We start from the raw sequence: 17,243 nt of genomic DNA, 5'->3' as shown, positions 1-17,243 counted from the left end.
CGGTTCGATCTAAAAATGTCCTACTGATATAGCGCTTTACTTGGCCTGGCGCGAACGGCTTCTTCGTTGACGTCGCTTCCCCACCCTGGGGAGCTTGGCAACAGCAATTCGCCGTTTTCGATGACAAGGGGTTCGGTCAAAAAATCACGCGTCCACGGCGCTTCATCCACGACAAACTCCATGATGCGAAAGTTCGGGACCGCGGCCGACATATGTGCGCCCATCAGCGTCGAAAGCTGTCCATGGAAATTGTGAGGTGCGATATTGACCTCATAGCTATCGGCAAGGCTTGCCATCTTCATCGATTCCAACAACCCGTTCCATTGCGGATCGATAATAGCCACATCAACGGCCTCTTCGTCGAGGAATGGCCGCATGGCTCTGCGTCCATAGATCGATTCGAGGGACGCGATCGGAGTTGTGGTTGACTGTCGCAACATCGAGAGGGCTTTCACCTCGTAGAGGTCGAGCTCGAGCCACGTCAACTTGAACCGCTCGAGTTCCCGGGCGATACGCCGGACGCCTTCGGGTTTGAAATTGAAGTTCAGGTCCAGCAGCAGATCGACATTCGGACCGGCCCCCTGACGGAAAGCCGCGAAAAGGTCGGTGATCGCCGCCAATGTCGAGCCATCCAGGTTCAATGCCGGATGGCCGGCGCCATTGCCGAAACCGGGGCGATAGTTGGATGAGGTTCCATCGGCAAACAACAGCACATTGGTTTTCAAGGCTTTATAGTGTGACGCCTTGACCTCTTTTCCGAGTTGAACAATGTCGTCAAGCGACCGCAGAGGTGCCGTACCGAACAATTCCGGGTAGCGGGTCCGCAGGGTCCCGCACTGCGACCAATACAGCGGTAACCGTGATCGGAACGCACCACCCAGCAGCGCGTATACCGGGATGCCGAGCGCCTTGGCTTTCACATCAAGGCAGGCGTTTTCAATCGCTGCAATTGCCTGGGAGATTATACCGCCGCCGGCATTGCGGGACGCTGCGTTAAGCCGCGCGGAAATCACCGATACATCGCGCGGATCCGCGCCGATCAGCCCCATGGCGAGTTTGCGGACCACAGCCGTTAGTCCAGGCGTCGTCGTTCCTTCATGAAACTCGGACCAGCCCACGATTCCTTCGTCGGTTACGACCTTCAAGAACGAAAGCGTTCGCCATCCGCCATCCGCATGCAAATCGTCGATCGAGGTTATTTTCATGGTTCATACGCCTTCCGACCTCGGAATGCGTTCCCTTAGCGCTCGTTCTCGATGGTGTTGCGCAACGTGCCGACCTGGTCGATCTCCACTTCGATTGTATCTCCTTGTTTCATGAAGATCGGTGGCTTGCGCTTCGACCCGACGCCCCCCGGGGTACCCGTCACAATGACGTCTCCGGGTTGCAGCGGTATGAACGTGGAGATGTAGGCAATCTGCGCGGGTATCGAGGTGATCATCATGTCGACGGTCGCCGTTTGCATGACGGTGCCGTTCAGACGCGTTGTCAGCCGCAACACCGTGGGATCGGCGATCTCGTCAGCGGTCACCAACCAGGGACCGAATGCGCCGGTTCCGACAAAGTTCTTGCCGGACATGAACTGGGTGGTGTGGTATTGCCAATCGCGCACGCTACCGTCGTTGTAGCAGGAATAGCCGGCGACATAGTCCATCGCATCGGCGACGTTGATTCTGCGCCCCGCCTTGCCGATCACGATGGCTAATTCGCCCTCATAATCCAGCTGATCGGACTCCAACGGCTTGATCATCGGTTGCAAATGGCCGATCTGGCTTTCTGCAAATCGATTGAACAGCGCCGGCTTCTCGGTCAGCTTGCGCCCCGTCTCCGCGACGTGGTCGTGGTAGTTCAAGCCGACGCAAATTATTTTTCCCGGATCAGGAATAGGTGGCAGGAGCCGCGTTCCTTCGAGCGGCAGATCGGCCTCGATCGTGGCGGCAAGTTTCCCGGCCTCTCCAAGCGCACCCGCACCGATCATTTCGCGCAGGCTGGAGAACTTCATTCGTTTAGACAGATCGATGATCCGATCATTCTTAACAACTCCATAACAGGAGCTCGCACCAGCAACAAAACTCACCAACCGCATCGGAAATCCCCGCAGCGTTCACGTTCTCTCCTGCGCCGGCGGGATGCCGTGCGGACGAAATGGCGCCTGCGTCACAGCTAATGGACGATCGAACCGCCGTCAATGAAAATCGATTTTCACTATAAAACATCAATTTTATTGACCGGCGCTTTTGGTTGGGGCATGAGAAGCCGGCATGCAAAAGCATCCGACCCGCACAATCAGAACCGATCTGTCCGAAGTCCGGTCGCTTACGTCAGCGGTCTTTGCGAATCTGAAGGCCGAGATTTTGTCGTGCCGGCTGAAGCCCGACGAAAAGCTGCATATCGGAAATCTCGCCAAGGTTTATGACGTAAGCCTCGCGGCGGTTCGCGAAGCGCTCTCCCGGCTTGTCGCGGACGGCTTGGTCGTCGCGGAAGATCAGCGGGGATTTCGCGTCAGTCCGGCCTCGATCAGAGATCTCGACGACGTGACGGAAACACGCATCGAGATCGAATGCCTGGCACTCCGCCGTTCCATCGCGCGCGGAGGCGCGGACTGGTCCGAAGAGATTGAGGCAGCCTGGAAGTCCATGTCGGGTGCGCGGCCCGGAAACGAAACATGGCCGGATCTGCACAATCGTTTTCACGCCAGTCTTGTCGGGGCGTGCGGACTGGAATGGCTGATGCGATTTCGTGCCGTTTTGTTCGAGCAAAGCGAACGCTATCGCGCTTTGTCGAGAAGCCGAAAGAATGTTGCGCGCGATCTCGAAACTGAACATCGCGAACTGATGAAGGCAACGCTCGCGCGCGACGCCGCGGCGGCGACAACGCTGCTGGCGCAACATTTTGGCCGCACCAGAGATCTCGTCTTGAAGAACTACGCGGAACCTGCACGCCCGTTGGCAAGGGGCGCGGCGCCTGATCGTACTCGCGATCTCATCCAGCAAATGGCGAGAAAAATGGGCAGCTTTCGCCAAAAGGATCACGAATCATGACCAAGGTGCTGCTGCTGCTCAATATGCCGGAAAAGCTCCGCAACAAATTTCACCGCTATCTGGCGCGTACGTTTCCGAACGTGAGTTTCGATCTGGTGGAGAACGTAACCAATGTCGACAGGTTTCTTACCGATGCTGAAATCCTGATGACGCATGGCCCCTACCTCTCCACGCGCGCGGATTATGTGCTGGGGCACATGCCGAAGTTGCGCTGGATTCAGGGCACCGGGACTGGTGTCGATAATATCATCGATCGGCCAAGCTTGCCCGCGAGCGTGCTGGTGACCAATATGCGCGGCGCCCACGGACCGCAGATGTCGGAAGCGGCGATTGCATCTATGTTGGCGCTTTCCCGAAAAATCCCTCGCACGATACGCAATCAGGACAAGCACGTTTGGGAGCGCTGGCTGCCGGAAATCATTCACGGCAAGACGGTCGGCATCCTCGGCGTCGGCGTGATCGCCGAGGCGCTGGCGCCGAGATGCAAGGCGCTGGGCATGACCGTCGTGGGCCTTAGCACATCCCAGCGCGATGTCGTTGGCTTCGATCGCATGCATCCCATGAGCGAACTGAAGAACGTGGCTGCCGAGCTCGATTTTTTCGTGCTCTTAACGCCGTATTCAACTGCGACCCATCATATCGTGAACGAAGAGGTGCTGATGGGCATGAAGCAAGGAAGTTACCTGGTCAATCTAGCGCGGGGCGGCGTGGTCGATGAGACCGCGCTCATCAAGGCGCTCGAAGAGGGGCCGGTGAGCGGCGCCGCCCTGGACGTATTTGCCACCGAGCCGCTGCCCTCGGACCATCGGTTCTGGGCTATGGAGAGCGTCATCATCACCTGTCACATGGGCGGCCTTACCGACGACTATGATCTTCAGGCTCTGCCGATCATCGAGAGGAATCTACATCATTACCTCAATGGTGAGCCCGACCAGATGTTGAACGTCGTACGGAGCGGGGCATGAACACGGCCTCCGCCGGCGTGTCGTCCTCGTCCGTTCGAGGCGAGGAGCGCGGCACGGGGGATCGCGTACCAAGACCGAACGATTGCTCGATTGCGTTCGACCATGTCGATGTCGAGTTCGATGGACGAAGGATCATCGATGATCTCACCTTGCAAATAGCCAGCGGAGAATTCGTTTGTATTGTCGGCCCATCCGGCTCCGGCAAGACGACCGCACTGCGGCTGCTCGCAGGGCTCATCAAACCCAGTCGTGGCACGATCCTTTTCCGCGGTTGCCCGCTTGTTGAATCGAGCCGCGATATTGCGGTCGTCTTTCAGGATTACAGCAAGGCTCTTTTGCCCTGGAGGACGGCTGCTCAAAATATATCGCTGGCGCTGGAAGCTCGCAGCATCCCTGCCAGGGAACGCAAGCCGGTAATCGCCGACCTGCTTCTCAAGGTGGGACTGCAAGATCACGCGGGGAAATATCCCGCTGAGATGTCGGGCGGCATGCAGCAACGTCTGCAGATCGCAAGGTGTCTCGCCCAGAAGCCGAGCGTGCTGTTGATGGATGAACCGTTCGGCGCGCTGGATGCGATGACCCGGCAATCCCTTCAGGATGAAATCCTTTCCATCGTGAGGACCTCGGGGGCGGCGGTCTTTTTCGTGACACACGACCTAGAAGAGGCGATCTACCTCGGTGATCGCATCATAGGTCTGCGATCCAATCCCGGCCGGATAGGCACCTCTTTCGCCGTCAACTTGCCGAAACCGAGAGATCAGCTTCTAACCCGCGAGCAGCCCGAATTTCTGAAGTTGCGCAGAGAACTGTTCGATTTCATCAAGAAAGCCGAGAATGAGCGCGACAAATAGCCGACCGATCATCGATCGCGCCAGCGGCCTGCTCATTCCATTGTTGGTCGTTGTCATCGGGGAGGCGGCTTTCCGCCTTGGACATCTGCACGGCGATACGCTGGCCGCTCCCAGCAAGATATTGTTCTCCTTCATCCGCGCCCTTAGAGACGGCACATTGATTGCCGCGACTCGAGATACTCTGGTTACGACATTCGGCGGCCTTGCATTCGGTGGATTGGCCGGTCTCGCGCTCGGCACTTTGCTCGGGTCTTTCTCGCGACTGGATAAGCTCTTTCGTTTTCCGGTCGAGGTTATCAGGCCCATTCCTTCCGTCGCATTGATTCCTATCGCTATGATCGTGGCTGGCTTCGGCTATACGATGGAGATTGCCGTCGTGAGTTTCGCCGCTGCGTGGCCGGTCCTGATCACCACGCGATCGGCGATTGCGGAAATTGAGCCGCGCCTTATCGAAGTCGCACGGGTCCTGCGTCTGGGTGTGATCGCGACAACATTCAAGATTGTGCTTCCCGCTTCGCTGCCGCGGATATTTGTCGGTATTCGACTCGCGGCCGGCATCGCGATGATCGTGTCGGTGACCGTGGAAATTGCCGCCAATCCGATCGGGCTTGGCCACGCCATCATGATGGCACAGCAGTCGCTTCAGCCTGCGTTGATGCTGGCGATGCTGGTCTGGATAGGCGTGGTCGGCGTGGCAATCAACAGCTTGCTCATATTTTTGCAGGCGCGCTTGTTTGGACGCGCAGGCGCGGGAGGCTTACGGTGAAGGCGCGCATAGCATGGGCCCTCGCCAGTATAGCGGTCGGCGTCGTTCTGGTCCTGCTTTGGCAGATCATCGCGGACATGAAGATATTGTCCCCGGCTTTTTTCCCGGGGCCCGATCGGACCTGGAAGGCTTTTACGCGCGCGGCTGCGTCCGGTGATTTGGCGCCGCGGGTCTATGCGACGGTATGGCGAATGCTCATTGGTTGGGCGCTCGCATCCGTTCTTGGGGTCTTGCTGGGATCCTTGATTGGAAGTTCACCCCGCCTTCGACGATTACTGGGGCCGATACTTGAATTCTTGAGGCCCTTGCCAGCGTCCGCGACGATACCAATCTTCATCGTTCTGTTGGGGCTGTCCAATGCGATGGTACTGACGGTTGTCGCGTTCGGGGCTCTATGGCCCATGCTGCTGGGCACCGTTCACGGCTTCGAGGCGGTTGAGCCCCGGCTTTACGAGGTGGCGCGGGTACTCCATCTGTCGAAAGCATCAGTCATTTTGAAAATTGCATTGCCCAGCGCACTCCCGGATATCTTGTCGGGTTTGCGCCTCAGTCTCACTGTTGCACTGATCCTGACCGTGGTGTGCGAGATGTTGATCGGCGTCGATGGTCTCGGAAGTTGGACGTTGATTTCGGCGAGAGCGTTCCGCTCGCCTGATCTCTATGCGGGAGTGTTTCTCCTGGGTATCATCGGATATCTCGGCGCCTCGATCCTCACCATGGTGAGCAACAGGTTATTGGCTTGGAAGGCTCGAAGCCCGTAGCTTGCACAAGCGCAGCGAACAAGCTCACCGCATCAACCGACCGCAGCATTAGGCTGTCGGCGCTGATGACGTGACATCGAAGCCTTGCTGTCCAAGGAGCGATGGTTTCCGATGGTGTTGTAATTAAGAATGGTGGCTCGTGGCGCGCCACATCAGCGTCTCCGACAGGCTCACTTTGTTGCGCATAAGAATCGCCACTTCTTCAACGGCAAGATGCGGGCGGCTCGGCGGCGAAGTTCAATGCTTGAAATGATCTCGGAAGAGCGTCCGTCAGGCTGATTCTCGATGATCGCGCGCCTGTCCCTGTCGCAAACTCAATCTGACTGGCAGTTGATCGAGAATCGGGCGATGCTGTTACAGGATGAGAGATCTTGTCAGGCTCATTGTTTGGACGGTCGTAGATCTGTTTCGGTCGTGGACAGCGCTCGAGGCGGAAATCCTGACGTTGCGACAGCAGATAAATGTTCTGCGGCGAACCGCTCCTAAGAAACAAACGTTCAGCTCCATCGACCGATTGATTTTTGTTTGCCTCTCCGATTTTCTCGATGAACGATCTTGCCAGCTCGCTTGATGAGGAACTGGGCCTAGTATCCTGTAGAGCCATCGCTTCGCTTGCGTGGTACGACCGTTCCCATCTCGGGAGGCTTCGTCATTGGTACTGCATGGCCATCTTCGGTACTACGCCGCAGTACCGGACGTGCCAAAAACGGAGAAAATGGCTAAAAAACGAGCTGCAATGGAAAACTCAGGAATATCGCTAAGTAACTGAAATGACCGAAAAAACCACGAAATCCCACGATTGCCTTTTCTCCGTCGCGCCAATGATGGATTGGAAAGAGAGTATTTTGAAAATCAAATACTTAAGTGAGGGGCTTGTGCAAATCCTGTGCACGCACGTTCTACTATTCTTTCGCTTTCGTTTCTTACGAGATTGCAGCCGTTAGTCGCCAAATCCCGTCGATCTTGCATAGCGGATTTTATCGGGCGCTGCGCGTCGTTGAGTAGGGCGTAGCAGTCTCACCTGAGCTCTCACGGCGCGACCAAGCATTGGTCGATGTCGTCTATCGGCACTCAGCGACATTCATCGCTTACATCCTCTTGAGAAAATCTCCCTAGGCGCGCACCTCTTTCGCTGCCTTCGCGAACTCATCCGGTTCGCGCGCATCTCGTCGAGCCGATATTCGTCAGTGCGTCGCGGTCAGATGATTGCTTTTCTGTCGGCCACGACCATCGTGGCCATCATCGCTGGACCTGCTTTGTGAGGCAACTGTTTCATGTTGCCTGCGATCAGGCGCAGCAGTTCGGTTGCAGCAGGAGGAAGCGTGCGCTCTTCGCGTGAAGGCAGGTGCGTGCGGCCTCGATGTATCAACGGGTTCTTCGTGGGGAGCGAGATCACTCTGGCAGGGTCCGTTGCACTGAGGCGCGAGACAAGAGAGTAACCCACCCCGGCATTCACAGAATGATCAGCGGCTCGATGGAATCGCATATCGGTCAAGGCCAAGACGCATGCTCGATATGAAGGCATGAGTGCCGTTGAGTTTATACCAGGAGATTGGATCGGCGAAAGTTTAGAAGTCTTTCATCAAGCCATTTGAATCACGACGACTTCAGATGAGTAGGGGCGTTCTATCGAGCACGTAGTGTCGACCGCGTACTCTATCCGATCTGACGTACTTTGCGCCACTGCCGCTTACTATTGCAGCATGCATTCTGAATTTCCGAAAGCAACATTCCCAAATTGGAAATTTACAGTGGCCGGCGCGCCGACGCTATTACGGCCAACTGTACGCACGAGTTTCAACTCTGCTCTCCTTTAGTTGGACTAGGTAAAAAATGATGATCAGGGACCGCCGCTTTCTGGGGCTCGTGGCCGCAGCATTGTTATCCCTCGGCAACAACAGTCCTGCGTCGGCGCTGGATGCTTTTACCGTTCGAGACAGCTGGTCGGTCAGCGGCCTGCAGGCGGGTTGGTACTGGGCCATGAACAAAGGCCTATTCGCAAAACACGGTGTCAGTGTTGCGCTCGAAGACGGCAACGGCTCAGGCGTAACCGTTCAACTGGTCAATTCCGGAAAATTCGACGTGGGGCACGCCGATCTCTCGGTCATGGCGGTCGCGCGGGGCAAGGGCATGAATCTGATCTCGATCGGAGGATTGATCCAGAAAACCTCCATCGGCGTGTTCGTTCCCAAGGACTCCGGGATCAAGACTGCCAAGGATTTGGAAGGCAAGGAAGTCATCTATACGGCGACTTCGTTCGAGGGGCCGTTTATCGATCCGTTCCTGAAGGCAGGTGGTACCAATCGCGACAAGATAAATCTCATGAGCGTTGACGCGGCGGCAAAGATACCGAGTTACGCCGCAGGCAAAGGCGATGCGATGATCGTCTCCATTCCGTTCGGTATGGCTTACGTGCAAAAGACGCGCCCTTCGAACTACATTCTTTTCGGCGACTACGGCCTCGACCTGCCGTCGTACGGACTTGTGGTGACGCAGGATACGCTCGAGAAACGCGGTACAGGCTTGAAGGGTCTTGCAGACGCATATTTTGAAGCCTGGCAACAGATCATCGACGGCGGCGAAAGCTCCGCAGAGGAGGCCGCCTCCATTCTCATGAAGGCGCGCCCCGATGCGAAGCTAGATCGCGAGCAACTTCTGATCTCGATACGCGAGCACATCAAGTACTTCCACACGCCGAACACTGCGTCCAAGCCGCTGGGTTACCAATCCGCGGAGGACTGGAAGCGCGTCATTGAGCTGATGGAGAATGCTGCCCTGATCCCTGCCGGCAGCAAGCCTGATGACTATTTCACGAACAAGCTGATCGACGGAGCCAAATAGTGCGCAGCGTGTTGCGCGAGGCGGTGCCCCGGGACCTGATCGAGGATGGGCGGCAACGCCCGGCAGATGCCCACATCATCATCGACAGCGTTTCAAAGATCTACTGTTCCGATCGGGGTGAGGTCGAGGCGCTGCGCGATATCCGTCTGAAGATTCGTCCCGGAGCCTTCGTCAGCATCGTCGGTCCGAGTGGATGCGGCAAGAGTACGCTAATGCGTTGCATCGCGGGGTTGGAAAGGCCCAGTACTGGTGGCGTTGTGATCGGCGGCCGGGAGATCGATGCTCCGCCTCAAAACCTCGGCATGGTGTTTCAGCGCGATGTGTTGCTGGAGTGGCGAACGGTTCTGGACAATGTCCTGTTGCTGATCGAGCTCCGTCGTGGCCACCGCAGTGAATGGGTCGCCCGGGCCAGGCAGCTCCTGGACGTCTTCGGGCTTGAAAGCTTTCATGACTGCTATCCCTGGGAGCTTTCTGGAGGTATGCGGCAGCGCGTGTCGATCTGTCGGGCGATGCTGAGTGATCCCGATATTTTGCTGATGGACGAGCCGTTTGCCGCACTGGATGCATTCACGCGCGACGATCTGAACCTTGAGCTTCAAGCAACGAGCCAGCGCACCAAGGCGACGACTATCTTCATCACACATAACATAAGTGAGGCCATTTTCCTGGCCGATCAGGTTGTGGTGATGGATCGTCGACCCGGACGGGTCGCTCTGGTGATCGATATCCATCTTCCACGCCCACGCCCGCTGGCGGTCAAGGAAAGTCCTGAGTTTGCCGAATATGGTCGGCTGATCCGCAAGACATTTGAGGATCTCGGTATTTTGAGGCGCGGAATATGAGTCGACGGATGAAGCGCGCGATGCACAGCGTTTTGATGCCCTTCGGCATCTTTGTCGTATTGATCGCTTTCTGGCAGGGTGTGACCCAATTGTTTCGCGTTCCGGAATACTTGCTGCCGGCGCCGACGAAGATCGCCGCAGCCATCGCGGCCGAGCCGAAGCTCTATTTGTATCAGTCCGGCTACACGTTGCAGGCCACATTGAGTGGCTTCGCACTGGCTGTTGTTCTCGGTGTGGGTCTCGCCATTCTTATAGTTCAGTTCAAGGCCGTCGAACAAACTCTCTATACGCTGCTGGTCTCCCTTAACAGCATTCCAAAGGTTGCGGTCGCGCCGTTATTCATCGTCTGGATGGGAACAGGCCTCAATCCAAAGATCGCAATCGCTGCGATGATCGCAGTCTTTGCGATCGTAATCGACATGGTGCATGGGCTGAAATCGATCGATCCGGAGATCATTGATCTCGGACGCACCGCGCGCGGATCGGCTGTGATGATCATCTGGAAGATTCGTTTTCCACATGCACTTCCCGCGCTGTTCGCCGGAATGAAGGTAGGCATTTCGCTGGCGCTGATCGGTGCCATCATCGGCGAGTTCGTCGCCGCAAACCGCGGGCTTGGCTACACGATCCTGGTGGCGCAAGGCCAGTTCGATACCGTGAGGATGTTCTCTGCCCTGAGCATTCTCTCCCTGATCGGCTTGTTGCTGTTCTATGCCGTGGTGGTCGCGGAGATCGTCTTCGTGCCCTGGCGTACTGCCAAGCTCAGAGCGTCAGCTTAAGTCCTAACCCCAGCAAGGAGCAGCCCATGGCTAAGGCAAAACGACCGCCTTTCGGCGGATTTTACAATCAGCCTTCAATTGAAGATGATGCCGAATTGACGCGCGTAGGTCCTGGAACGCCCTGCGGCAACTATCTGCGTCGCTTCTGGCAACCGATTGCAATGGTGTCCGAGGTAAAGGATATGCCGATTCCGGTTCGTGCGCTGGGCGAGGACCTGGTGCTGTTCCGTGACAAGAGCGGACGCCTGGGTCTGGTGCACAAGCGCTGCAGTCATCGCGGCACCTCGCTTGAATACGGCATCATTGGCGAGCAAGGCATCCGCTGTGCGTACCATGGATGGGCATTTGACATTGACGGTACTGTGCTTGAAACGCCAAGCGAGCCACAGGGAAGTCGTTTACGCGAAGCCGTGTGTCAGGGAGCCTACCGCACTCATGAATTTGCGGGACTTGTCTTTGCGTATATGGGGCCGCCGGAAGAGACGCCTGATTTCCCGGTCTACGACACTTTGGTGTGGCCGGATGGCAACCATCTCGTCCCTTACAAGCTAGACATGCCCTGCAATTGGCTGCAGGTGCACGAAAACGCCGCTGATCCAATTCATACGGCATATCTGCATTCGATCGTCACCGGCGTGCAGTTCACGCCGGCCTTTGCGGAACTGCCGACGATCGAATTTCTGGACACACCGCTCGGCCTTCTTTCGGTGGCGACCCGTCGCGTTGGTGAACAACTTTGGATTCGCGCTAGCGACGTGATCCTTCCGAATGTCGCTCAGTTCGGGACGGGGTTCGTGGACGGCAGCAAGGAGAAGTTCGCGTTATGTGCCGCATTCACACGATGGATAGTGCCACTCGATGATACCAATTGTATTGTCATTGGTGTTCGGCACTTCAACGACGTCATCGATCCGCTCAAACAAGGGCGCGAGGATCAGATCGGTCTCGGTAAGATTGATTTGATGGGGCAAACCGACGAGCGGCCCTATGCGGAGCGGCAAAAGAGTCCCGGTGATTGGGACGCGATGGTCGCACAGGGTCCAATCACGGTTCACCGCAACGAAAACCTGTCGTCGACCGACAAGGGTGTAGCGCAGCTGCGGCGCCAGATTCGGACGGGTGTGCGGGCACTGCAGGCAGGAGGCCTGCCGGCTCAACCACGCCGATACGGCAAAGGTATCGTACCGACCTATAACAACGAGACAATCCTGCGGGTTCCGCGGTTGAGGGGCGATGATGTCGCCCTCATTCGTAACTTCGGGCACATGGTCTGCAACGCAGCGATTGAGAGTGCCGAGTTGCCTCCGGGGCCACGTCAGCGGCACGTCGAGGACGTCGTCCGTGCAATGCAGGACCAGGGTGCCTTTTATGTCCAGGCCAATGATCGGTCTTCTCTGGAGCCCGCCAATGTCTGAGGTGACCTATCACACGTTCAATGATGGTCCGGCCATGGTCGCGCCTTACAGTCACGCCGTAGAGGCAGACGGTTGGTTGTTCCTCACAGGGCAGATGCCGATCCTGCCGGATGGTTCAATTCCGGAGGGGATCGAGGCCCAGACTGAAGCCGTGCTTCATAATCTGCGATCCGTTATGGAACGTGCGGGTTTCGCCGATGCCGCGATCGTCAGCGTGCGAGTCTTCTTGACGCGGTTCGAAATGCACTACGAGCGGATGAACGCGGTTTATTCCCGGCTGTTTGCAAAAGAATGCATGCCGGCGAGGACCTGTGTCGGTGTGACGGCCTTGGCGCGGGGGTGCGACATCGAAATCGACTTTGTCGTCAAGAAACGCTGAGCGACCTGCATCGCGCAGCGACAGTCGATTGTCTCAACGGATGATCGCAAGGAAAATCGGAACATGAATCAGGTCAAGCTTGCGATCGATATCCGCGCGCAGATCGGCGAGTGTCCGCGCTGGCACCCGGTCGAAAATTGCCTCTACTGGGTCGACATTCATGAGCCGTCCGTCAACAGGTTCGATCCGCAAAGCAGGATGGTCCGTAAATGGGTCATGCCGGAGCGGATCGGCTGCTTTGGCTTCCGTCGCGATGGGGGACTGATCGCAGGCATGCAGTCAGGTATTTTTCTGGTTGACCTCTTCGACGATGGCGCTCCGACGGTGCGGCGCGTCTTCGACTACGAAACCGAAAATCCAAACATACGCTTCAACGATGGGCGGTGTGATCCGTTGGGGCGCTTTTGGGCTGGCGCTGTCGTCGAAAGCATGGACAAGCGAGTGGCTTCGCTGTTTCGCTACGATCCGGACGGCACATGCACGCGCATGGTCGACAAGCTCATTTGCTCGAACGGCTTGGCGTTCAGCGCGGATGCGCGCACGATGTATCACTCCGACAGCCGCCAGGATTATGTCTGGGCGTGGGACTTCGATCGCGCGACGGGCGATATCACCAATCAACGTGTGTTTCTGCGCATCGATATCCAGGAAGGCCGCCCCGACGGAGCGGCTGTCGACGTCGAAGGCTATTACTGGATTTGCCATATCGGCGCTTGGCGCGTGGCACGCTATTCGCCAGATGGCGTGATTGATCGCGTCATCGGACTACCCGTGCAACGTCCCACGATGTGTGCATTCGGCGGAAGCAATTTGAAGACCCTCTACATTACGAGCGCGACTTATCCTATCGCTGCACCGGATCTCAAGAAGCAGCCGCTCGCCGGAGCGATCTTTTCGATCGATGTTGACGTGCCAGGTATTCCCGAACCGTTCTTTAGTGGCTGACGCGGTCCATACCGAGAGTAGATCTGCAATGAGCATCGACGCACGTGTGACATGTATAACCTATCAGGCGGAGGGCATTGTCTCGATCGAACTGCGGCCAGTTATGCCGGTTGAGCTCCCGTCCTTTTCACCTGGTGCTCACATCGAATTGTATCTGCCCAATGGCCTGTCGCGGCCATATTCTCTGCACAGCGATCCGTCTGAAACTCACCGCTATGAGATCACGGTGCAGCGTGAACAGGGTGGCCGTGGAGGATCGCGCTTTCTGCATGATGCTGTACGAGTTGGCGATGTCCTCAGGGTCTCCACGCCCGTCAACCATTTTTCGCTCCAAGACGGTGCCCTGGGCTATATTCTCATTGGTGGCGGCATCGGCATTACGCCGCTGATCGCGATGGCGCGCCATCTTCAGGCGGAAGGCAGAGAATTCGTGTTACATTATTGTGGGCGCGGGCTCGAACGCATGGCGCTCGTTGGCGAAGCCCGCATGGTCGCTGGACCGCACCGGCTCCGTCTTCATCTCGACGACGGCCATCCAAGTAGGCAGCTCGACGTCAAGCAGCTCCTGGGCGTGCCAATACCAGGACACCAGATCTATTGCTGCGGGCCGGCCGGTTTGCTAGCGGCGGTGCGTAACGCGACGGGGCACTGGCCGTCAGGCTCGGTGCATTACGAAAGCTTCGTATCAACAGCGGCGGCTCCCTTGAATTTAGATAGCGAGCCCGGCTTCGAGGTCGAAATCGGATCCACCGGCGAAATCATTCCAGTTGGCGTAAATGAGTCGATTCTTACGGCTCTGCGCGCCCGCGGGCGCGACCTCGAAAGCTCTTGCGAGGCTGGAACCTGCGGGGTTTGCCGAACGCGCATCCTTGAAGGCGTGGCCGATCATCAGGACTTCGTCCTTACCGAAGATGAGCAGGCGGACTGGATGATGGTGTGCGTCTCCCGCGCAAAGACCCTGCGCCTCAAGCTCGACATATGACTAGCCCCACCGGTGGGCAGTTCACCGACGGTACATTTACAGCGCCGATAATTATAGAAATGCGGGTGCTTCGCTCGTCTATGTCGCTTTGACACCCTCGATGCGGCAGAAATTCTGGAATGTCGCTGCAGCAGCGTTTGAAATCTGCTCGCCCTTCCACATCAGGCCCACGTCGAGCGTCGGAATGTCGTCTGCGACGTCGCAGACCTCTACTTTATCGCCTTCCAGCGACCACCGACGGTACATCATGTCCGACAATATAGTCACGCCATGCCCAAAGGCAATCAAGCCACGCACGGCCTCAACTGATTCCGAGCGGAATACGATGTTTGGCACTAATTTTCGTGCCGCCCAATAACGCGAGGTAGAGTCTTCCGTGCCGTCAATTGTGAGTTGAATGTAGGGCTCATTTGCAACGTCCTCTAACGTGATCGCCCGTCTCTTCAGGAAGGGATGGTTTGGTGCCAACCACAGACGCCGAACAGATTTCATGAGAATTTGCCGTCTAATCTCGATATCCGGCGGAAAGTTTGAGGCAACGACAATAGCAAGATCGTAGTCGCCCAGGCGTAGTCCCTGGATGATTTGCGCTCGGTTGCCTTCGATAAGCTTGGTCTCGATGTTGGGATAGGTTCTTTGGAAGCGAACGAGCAGCGGCGCTATGAAGTAGCCGACAACAGTGCTGGAAGCAGCGAGCGTGAACGTGCCGGCAGCTTCATTGTGCTGTTCGCTAAAGGTGTTCGAGGCCTCTTTTACCGCTGAAAGCACGTTCCGGCAGTGCGCCAGGAAACGATGGCCTTCAAATGTGAGCGACAGGCCGCGTGGGTGGCGATCGAAGAGCTTGGCCCCGCAACCAGCCTCGAGTTCGCTAATGGCATCAGTCACGGCCGAGGGAGAGATTGCCACCATCGACGCTGCTAGGCTGACCTTTCCAAACTCTGCCGTGGCAACGAAATATCGAATTTGTCTTAGAGTGAGTGAGTTATAGAAAAGGTCCGGGTCAAACTTGATTTTACTCGGCATAACGCTCCGTTATTGCATAATGGACCTTCTCATCGATGAAGAGTTTATACCCAAAACCTATATTGCCAAAAGCGATATACACATCGGTAGATGACGTTCAGACGAACTATTGCTGCCGGCAGAACGAATCCGGACAGACTAGATGCCGTAATGGGCCCTGCTCCGAGCAAGGGGTGATGGTGGCTGTCCTCCGATAGATGATGAAACGGGGGCGCGACGTTGAGTCGGCCCCAAGCACCTGGAGACGGAGGACAGCCATGGAACAGTATGCCGGAATCGACGTGTCTTTGGAGCTATCGAGCGTGTGCGTTGTGGATGCGCAGGGGAAGATCGTGAAGGAGGCGAAGGTCGCGAGCGAGCCCGAAGTGCTACTTATTTTTTTCGAGGCGCTTGGCTTTGCAGTAAAGCGGATCGGATTGGAGGCGGGGCCGTTGTCGCGGTGGCTGCATGCGGGATTAAAACGAGCCGGATTCGAAACGGTTCTGCTGGAAACGCGGCATGTGAAGGCGGCATTATCGGCAATGACGGTGAAGACAGATTGCAAGGATGCGCGCGGGATTGCGCAGTTGATCGGGATGGGATGGTTCCGCCCGGTGCCCGTCAAATCGATGGGATCGCAGGAGATGCGAGCGCTACTGGTTGCGCGCAAGCTGGGCGGTTTGATAAGCGAAGTGCGCGATGCGCATATCTTTTGAACTGATCTTCATGTCGTTCCTTTCGCCAGCGGGGCGCGGCCCTAAGTGATCTGGAGGCGAACTTCGGCAAGGAAGGCGGCCCGGTTCCTATCCCGGTGACGCTTAGTCAAGAAACGCTAGCTGAAATGATCGGCACCACTCGATCGCGGGGGAACTTTTTCATGAATAAATTTAGGAAAAGGGCTTCATTAATTACAACGGGAAAATCGAGGTTCATCGTTCGCTGCTGGACGCTGTGCTGCGGGACCAACCTCAGATAAGAGAGGATGGGTAAACGGCGCTGGGATCGCGACTGATTTTTCCCCATGAAGGTGTTCAATATTGAACAGTCCGCGGTGTTGCAGCGCGCCGTAATTTCCGCACTACCGCACCAATTTTCGGCATCTATCGGTGACTGAGAGTTTTTTGCGCTCTCGCCTTATCCAAATGAGGGCGGGGAAATGCCGTTACTTCAGCTCAAGCTAATAGACGATCAGACTCGCTATACCCACGAGGAGCTTGTCCAGTTACGCCGGCAGATGCTCCGGTATGCTCGGTCGCTTCAGCCAGGACCAGAGCGTAACGCACGACGGAAAATTGCCCGATCGCTGCGCAACCTCTTCAGAAACAAGAAATGGTTAGACGCCAACACCGCTGAAGGTTCGGAATAAGGCCACGCAGCGAAGCCTACGCCGCCATCCTCACCGCCGGCCGATCGGCCTGGCGCCGCCGGCTGTGGGTCTTGCGCTGCCCGCGGGCTGCGCGGATCTCCTCCTTGACGAAACCCGCACCTTCCTTGATCTCACCTTTCACGCTCATGTCGGTCTCCTTTTCGACGTTCGCCAGGGTCATCCGTGTCCGTAAATCGAATGCGCCAAGAGCCAATTTTCCGAGTCCCGGTTTGGCGCACAACGTTCGGAACAATTTCGTCTTACGATGAAGGATTCAGACCTGACGCACGTGTGCACGGTCCGCTTGC

Annotated in this window: 17 protein-coding genes and 2 pseudogenes; 14 read left to right on the top strand and 5 right to left on the bottom strand. The window is 56.9% G+C overall.

The features are described from left to right. Positions 1-20 precede the first annotated feature (20 nt). Together BLV09_RS10610 and BLV09_RS10605 are read right to left on the bottom strand one after the other, a co-directional pair. The gene (locus tag BLV09_RS10610) at positions 21-1,205 is read right to left on the bottom strand and encodes a mandelate racemase/muconate lactonizing enzyme family protein (protein WP_146687244.1); all 1,185 of its coding nucleotides are present in this window, start codon (positions 1,203-1,205) and stop codon (positions 21-23) included. Positions 1,206-1,240: 35 nt separating this feature from the next. After that, the gene (locus BLV09_RS10605) at positions 1,241-2,086 is read right to left on the bottom strand and encodes a fumarylacetoacetate hydrolase family protein (protein WP_100381064.1); all 846 of its coding nucleotides are present in this window, start codon (positions 2,084-2,086) and stop codon (positions 1,241-1,243) included. Between the two features lie 175 nt (positions 2,087-2,261). Between BLV09_RS10605 and BLV09_RS10600 the strand changes: the two genes are divergently transcribed. From BLV09_RS10600 to BLV09_RS10580, 5 genes are read left to right on the top strand one after another with little or no spacing between them, the layout of a single operon-like run. Next, a complete protein-coding gene (locus BLV09_RS10600) occupies positions 2,262-3,041 on the top strand; it encodes a GntR family transcriptional regulator (protein WP_146687243.1) in 780 nt (259 codons plus the stop codon). Continuing rightward, entirely contained in the window at positions 3,038-4,006 is a 969-nt protein-coding gene (locus tag BLV09_RS10595) for a D-2-hydroxyacid dehydrogenase (protein ID WP_146687242.1), read from the top strand. The genes BLV09_RS10600 and BLV09_RS10595 overlap by 4 nt, the downstream gene beginning before the upstream one ends. Further along, positions 4,003-4,857: an ABC transporter ATP-binding protein gene (locus tag BLV09_RS10590; RefSeq protein ID WP_146687241.1), complete on the top strand. Its 855-nt coding sequence runs from the start codon at positions 4,003-4,005 to the stop codon at positions 4,855-4,857. The genes BLV09_RS10595 and BLV09_RS10590 overlap by 4 nt, the downstream gene beginning before the upstream one ends. Continuing rightward, positions 4,841-5,623 carry an ABC transporter permease gene (locus BLV09_RS10585; protein ID WP_146687240.1) on the top strand — a complete coding sequence of 261 codons (783 nt, stop codon included), beginning with the start codon at positions 4,841-4,843 and terminating at the stop codon, positions 5,621-5,623. The genes BLV09_RS10590 and BLV09_RS10585 overlap by 17 nt, the downstream gene beginning before the upstream one ends. Then, positions 5,620-6,384, top strand: coding sequence for an ABC transporter permease (locus tag BLV09_RS10580; protein WP_244549035.1), 765 nt, complete (start codon positions 5,620-5,622; stop codon positions 6,382-6,384). Before BLV09_RS10585 ends, BLV09_RS10580 begins: the two co-directional genes overlap by 4 nt. 1,198 nt (positions 6,385-7,582) lie before the next feature. On the opposite strand, the gene BLV09_RS10575 is transcribed toward BLV09_RS10580, so the two are convergent. Continuing rightward, on the bottom strand, positions 7,583-7,885 hold the full coding sequence (locus BLV09_RS10575; protein WP_146687239.1) for a hypothetical protein: 303 nt from the start codon (positions 7,883-7,885) through the stop codon (positions 7,583-7,585). A 332-nt stretch (positions 7,886-8,217) separates the two neighbouring features. Between BLV09_RS10575 and BLV09_RS10570 the strand changes: the two genes are divergently transcribed. The 7 genes from BLV09_RS10570 (at position 8,218) to BLV09_RS10540 (ending at position 14,567) form a co-directional block, all read left to right on the top strand. Then, positions 8,218-9,225: an ABC transporter substrate-binding protein gene (locus BLV09_RS10570; protein ID WP_146687238.1), complete on the top strand. Its 1,008-nt coding sequence runs from the start codon at positions 8,218-8,220 to the stop codon at positions 9,223-9,225. Continuing rightward, complete coding sequence (locus BLV09_RS10565) at positions 9,225-10,067, top strand: ABC transporter ATP-binding protein (protein WP_244549034.1); 843 nt, start codon at positions 9,225-9,227, stop codon at positions 10,065-10,067. Before BLV09_RS10570 ends, BLV09_RS10565 begins: the two co-directional genes overlap by 1 nt. A gap of 8 nt (positions 10,068-10,075) precedes the next feature. Then, on the top strand, positions 10,076-10,846 hold the full coding sequence (locus BLV09_RS10560; protein WP_167558688.1) for an ABC transporter permease: 771 nt from the start codon (positions 10,076-10,078) through the stop codon (positions 10,844-10,846). A gap of 26 nt (positions 10,847-10,872) precedes the next feature. Continuing rightward, positions 10,873-12,261, top strand: a complete 1,389-nt coding sequence (locus BLV09_RS10555; protein WP_100381072.1) for an aromatic ring-hydroxylating dioxygenase subunit alpha — start codon at positions 10,873-10,875, stop codon at positions 12,259-12,261. Further along, positions 12,254-12,640, top strand: a complete 387-nt coding sequence (locus BLV09_RS10550; protein WP_100381073.1) for a RidA family protein — start codon at positions 12,254-12,256, stop codon at positions 12,638-12,640. The genes BLV09_RS10555 and BLV09_RS10550 overlap by 8 nt, the downstream gene beginning before the upstream one ends. Before the next feature lie 63 nt (positions 12,641-12,703). Next, positions 12,704-13,585, top strand: coding sequence for an SMP-30/gluconolactonase/LRE family protein (locus BLV09_RS10545; RefSeq protein WP_146687237.1), 882 nt, complete (start codon positions 12,704-12,706; stop codon positions 13,583-13,585). A gap of 28 nt (positions 13,586-13,613) precedes the next feature. After that, positions 13,614-14,567, top strand: coding sequence for a PDR/VanB family oxidoreductase (locus BLV09_RS10540; protein ID WP_167558687.1), 954 nt, complete (start codon positions 13,614-13,616; stop codon positions 14,565-14,567). Between the two features lie 78 nt (positions 14,568-14,645). On the opposite strand, the gene BLV09_RS10535 is transcribed toward BLV09_RS10540, so the two are convergent. Then, positions 14,646-15,590 carry a LysR substrate-binding domain-containing protein gene (locus BLV09_RS10535; protein WP_146687235.1) on the bottom strand — a complete coding sequence of 315 codons (945 nt, stop codon included), beginning with the start codon at positions 15,588-15,590 and terminating at the stop codon, positions 14,646-14,648. A 257-nt stretch (positions 15,591-15,847) separates the two neighbouring features. On the opposite strand from BLV09_RS10535, the pseudogene BLV09_RS10530 reads away from it, so the two are divergent. Together BLV09_RS10530 and BLV09_RS38000 are read left to right on the top strand one after the other, a co-directional pair. Continuing rightward, a pseudogene (locus BLV09_RS10530) lies at positions 15,848-16,243 on the top strand (IS110 family transposase); the annotation flags it as partial. A 59-nt stretch (positions 16,244-16,302) separates the two neighbouring features. After that, a pseudogene (locus tag BLV09_RS38000) lies at positions 16,303-16,559 on the top strand (helix-turn-helix domain-containing protein); the annotation flags it as partial. Between the two features lie 392 nt (positions 16,560-16,951). Here the strand turns inward: BLV09_RS38000 and BLV09_RS38465 are convergent. After that, complete coding sequence (locus tag BLV09_RS38465) at positions 16,952-17,083, bottom strand: hypothetical protein (protein WP_283806845.1); 132 nt, start codon at positions 17,081-17,083, stop codon at positions 16,952-16,954. Positions 17,084-17,243 lie beyond the last annotated feature (160 nt).

This window comes from Bradyrhizobium canariense, assembly GCF_900105125.1.
In the GTDB taxonomy this organism is placed as follows: Bacteria; Pseudomonadota; Alphaproteobacteria; order Rhizobiales; family Xanthobacteraceae; genus Bradyrhizobium; species Bradyrhizobium canariense_A.
This window is presented reverse-complemented; position numbering and strand designations above follow the sequence as displayed.